Raw genomic sequence first — 4091 nt, 5'->3', positions numbered from 1 at the left:
GGATTATGAAAAGAAAACGGGGGGAATCGCTTCAGACTGCCTGCGGCAGAACGCCAGGTGCATGGCCTCAGTACGGCTCAGGCTGGGCCTCTGCCGTGGCAGTGGACACCACCGTGGGCGACACCATGTTGCCGCGGCCCGTAGCTCCGCCCATCATCTCCATGCGAACGCGCCCGCCGGACGCCATCATGCTGGGCGGCTTGAGGTGGTTATAAAGCTGCATCACGGTCTTGACGTAGTTTTTGGTTTCGGGGTAATTGGGAATCTTGTTACCCGCGCGCTGCACTGCGCCCTCACCGGCGTTGTACGCGGCGATTGCCAGCTCAAGCTGGCCAGGGAACATGGCAATCAGGTCGCTGAGGTAGCTGGAGCCGGCCCGGATGTTGGTCTTGGGGTCGGTCAGCTTTTTGTGGACCGTGGAGTCCTTGGTGGCCCGCACGCCGTAGCGCTCCGCTGTGGGCGGAATCAGTTGCATCAACCCGACCGCACCCTTGGGCGACACAGCCTGGGAATTGAATCCGGACTCTGTGGCAATCAAGGCTTGCAGCAGCTCATAGTCGATGCCGTGTTTGACGGAAGCTTCACGCAGCAGGTGCTTGACGGCCTTGTAGTTGGGCGACACGTCAAAGTAGGCCAGCAGCTTGGGCGGCGCGTTGGCTATACCGGTGGCCTGGTTGGCGCCATTGCCGACAGCCTTGCCGCTTTTGGCGCCGTTGCTGCCTGCGCTGAAGCTTTCTGCKCCGCGGAAAAAAAGCTCATACCGGTCATCGAGCCGCACGGCCGAAAAGTGCGCAATACCGTCCTTGTCGACGTAGCCCCAGATGTCAGCCCGGGCAGGTGACGCGAACAGCGCTGCCAGCCCCAGAACGAGGAAGGGCAATGCCGGCGCACGCAACAGGCGTGCGAGGCGCGGCAAGGCGCAAGACAGCTTTAAAAAAAGATTCATCAAATATCTATTTCCACGGCGTCACCGTGCAGCTCCATCAGTTCGCGGCGCGCCGCAGCTTCGCCTTTGCCCATCAGCTTGGTGATGAGCGTCTCGGTTTGCAGAAAATCCTGGTTGCCCAGTTGCACGGGCAACAGGCGGCGGGTATCAGGATTGAGTGTGGTTTCCCATAATTGTTCCGCATTCATCTCGCCCAGGCCCTTGAAGCGGCTGATGCTCCAGGCGCCCTCTTTTACGCCATCTTTGCGCAACTTGTCCAATATGGCGGTCAACTCGCCCTCATCCAGGGCATATACCTTGGATGCCGGTTTTTTGCCGCGGGCTGGCGCGTCCACCCGGAACAGCGGCGGCCGGGCCACATAGACATTACCCGATTCGATCAATTTGGGGAAGTGGCGGAAAAAGAGGGTCAAAAGCAGCACCTGGATGTGCGAGCCGTCCACATCGGCGTCGCTCAGGATGCAAACCTTGCCGTAGCGCAGGCCGCTCAGGTCCGGCGTGTCATTGGGGCCATGCGGGTCCACCCCGATGGCGACGGCGATGTCATGGATTTCGGTGTTGGCAAACAGGCGGTCGCGCTCGACTTCCCAGGTGTTGAGCACCTTGCCGCGCAGCGGCAGGATGGCCTGGCTTTCCTTGTCGCGGCCCATCTTGGCGCTGCCGCCGGCCGAATCGCCCTCGACCAAAAAAACCTCGTTGTGCGCCAGATCGCGGCTTTCGCAGTCGGTCAGCTTGCCGGGCAGCACGGCCACACCGGAGCCCTTGCGTTTTTCGACCTTCTGGCCGGCTTTCTGCCGCGTCTGCGCGGCCTTGATAGCCAGTTCGGCCAGTTTGCGGCCGTAATCGACGTGCTGGTTGAGCCAGAGCTCCAGCGTCGGGCGTACAAAGCTGGACACCAGCCGTACCGCGTCGCGTGAATTGAGTCGTTCCTTGATCTGGCCCTGGAACTGCGGATCGAGCACCTTGGCGCTCAGGACATAGCTGGCACGGGCAAAAACGTCTTCCGGCAAGAGCTTCACGCCCTTGGGCAGCAGCGAATGCAGGTCGACAAAGTTCTTGACGGCATTGAAGAGGCCGTCGCGCAGGCCACTTTCATGCGTACCCCCGGCGCTGGTGGGAATCAGGTTGACGTAACTTTCGCGCACCGGCTGGCCTTCTTCGGTGAAGGCCACGCACCACTGCGCGCCCTCGCCCTCGGCAAAACTCTCGTGCGAAGCGTCGGCAAAGCCTTCGCCCTCGAACATCGGGATCACCGGGTCGCCCGTCAGGGTCTGCATCAGGTAGTCGCGCAGACCGCCCTTGTAGAGCCAGGTTTGGGTGTCTTTGGTTTTCTCGTTGGTCAGCGTCACGGTGACGCCGGGCATGAGCACGGCCTTGCTGCGCAGCAGGTGGGTGAGCTCGGCCATGGGCAGCGCGGCCGATTCGAAGTATTTGGCATCGGGCCAGGCGCGAACGGTGGTGCCCGTCTTGCGGTCGCCTTCGCCGATTTTTCGCAGGTGCAGCTTCTCGATGACATCTCCGCCGGAGAACACCAGCCTGGCAACCGTGCCTTCCCGGTGGGAGGTGACTTCCAGCCGTTTGGACAAGGCATTCGTGACGCTCACGCCTACGCCGTGCAGGCCACCGGAGAAGCTGTAGGCGCCACCCTTGCCCTTGTCGAACTTGCCGCCGGCGTGCAGCCGCGTATAGACGATCTCGATGACCGGCACCTTTTCTTCAGGGTGCAGGCCGAAAGGAACACCGCGGCCGTCGTCATCCACGCTGACCGAGCCGTCGGCATGCAGCGTGACCTTGATCTTCTTGCCGTGGCCGGCCAGGGCCTCGTCGGCGGAGTTGTCCAGCACCTCCTGGATGATGTGCAAGGGGTTGTCGGTGCGCGTGTACATGCCCGGGCGCTGCTTCACGGGCTCCAGGCCCTTGAGCACGCGGATCGAGCCTTCGGAATATTCGGTGGGTAGTTTGTCAGCCATGGCAGATGAAAGAATTGCCGCAATTGTAGTCGGCGCCGGCAAAGTCACTGTATAAACATACAGCCAACCTGATTTGAGGTGGCGAATGAAGTGCGGCACGGGCAGCGTTTTGCCATTTTCGTTACAGTCGGCAGATAGCTCGTTTGCGCTCCAGGCTTTTCTTTTTTTCGCCGCTTGGCGGCCCTGTTCATGACCACCGACACCAAAAAACTCTCCATGCTGCAGGTGCTGATCTGCGGCGCCACCATCGTCACGCTGTCCATGGGCATACGCCACGGCTTTGGCCTGTGGCTGCAGCCCATCACCCAGGCGCAGGGCTGGACGCGGGAAACCTTTGCCTTTGCGCTGGCGGTGCAAAACCTGTCCTGGGGCGTGTTCGGCATCTTTGCCGGCATGGCGGCCGACCGCTTTGGCGCTTTCCGCGTCATCGTGGGCGGCGCCCTCCTTTACGCGCTGGGCCTGGTGGGCATGGCCCTTTCGCCCACCGGTTTCCTGTTCACCCTGACGGCCGGCGTGCTGATTGGCGCCGCGCAGGCTGGAACCACGTACGCCGTGATTTACGGCGTGATTGGGCGCAACATTTCGGCCGACAAGCGCTCCTGGGCCATGGGCGTGGCCGCCGCGGCAGGCTCGTTTGGCCAGTTCCTGATGGTCCCGACCGAGGGCTTCCTGATCAGCAGCCTGGGCTGGAAAGAGGCTTTGCTGGTACTGAGCGGCGCAGTGCTGCTGATCGCGCCGCTGGCACTCGGCCTGCGTGAAGGCGGTTTCGCCGGTGGGCAGCCCGCCAAGCGCGAGCAAACCATCCTTCAGGCACTGCGCGAGGCTTTCAAGTACCCGAGCTTTCAGTTGCTGATGGCGGGCTACTTTGTCTGCGGCTTCCAGGTGGTGTTCATCGGCGTTCACATGCCCAGCTACCTCAAGGACAAGGGCCTGTCCCCCCAGGTGGCCAGCTATGCGCTGGCGCTGATCGGCCTCTTTAATGTGTTCGGCACCTATATTGCAGGCTCGCTGGGCCAGAAAATTGCCAAGCGCAAGATCCTGGCGACGATTTATCTCTCGCGCGCGGTTGTCATTGCGGTGTTCCTGGCCGCGCCGCTGAGCCCCTTGAGCGTTTACATCTTCGCCAGCCTGATGGGCCTGCTGTGGCTGTCGACCATCCCGCCAACCAACGCCGT

General features: G+C 62.0%; 3 protein-coding genes. 1 reads left to right on the top strand and 2 read right to left on the bottom strand.

The genetic code is table 11. From position 1 onward, the window contains the following. Window positions 1-67: 67 nt before the first annotated feature. On the bottom strand, window positions 68-946 hold the full coding sequence (locus tag AC1D0Z_RS17070) for a lytic transglycosylase domain-containing protein (protein WP_477659409.1): 879 nt from the start codon (window positions 944-946) through the stop codon (window positions 68-70). Then, window positions 946-2916 (bottom strand): DNA topoisomerase IV subunit B, encoded by a 1971-nt coding sequence (locus AC1D0Z_RS17065; RefSeq protein ID WP_477659408.1) that lies wholly within the window; start codon window positions 2914-2916, stop codon window positions 946-948. The genes AC1D0Z_RS17070 and AC1D0Z_RS17065 overlap by 1 nt, the downstream gene beginning before the upstream one ends. 189 nt (window positions 2917-3105) lie before the next feature. Between AC1D0Z_RS17065 and AC1D0Z_RS17060 the strand changes: the two genes are divergently transcribed. Beyond that, window positions 3106-4091 (top strand): MFS transporter (locus AC1D0Z_RS17060; RefSeq protein ID WP_477659407.1); only part of this gene is annotated, 986 nt, incomplete at its 3' end.

Source organism: Polaromonas sp. P1_E3, from assembly GCF_056405935.1.
The sequence above is the reverse complement of the archived record's forward strand: the minus strand, read 5'-3'. Positions and strand labels throughout refer to the sequence as shown.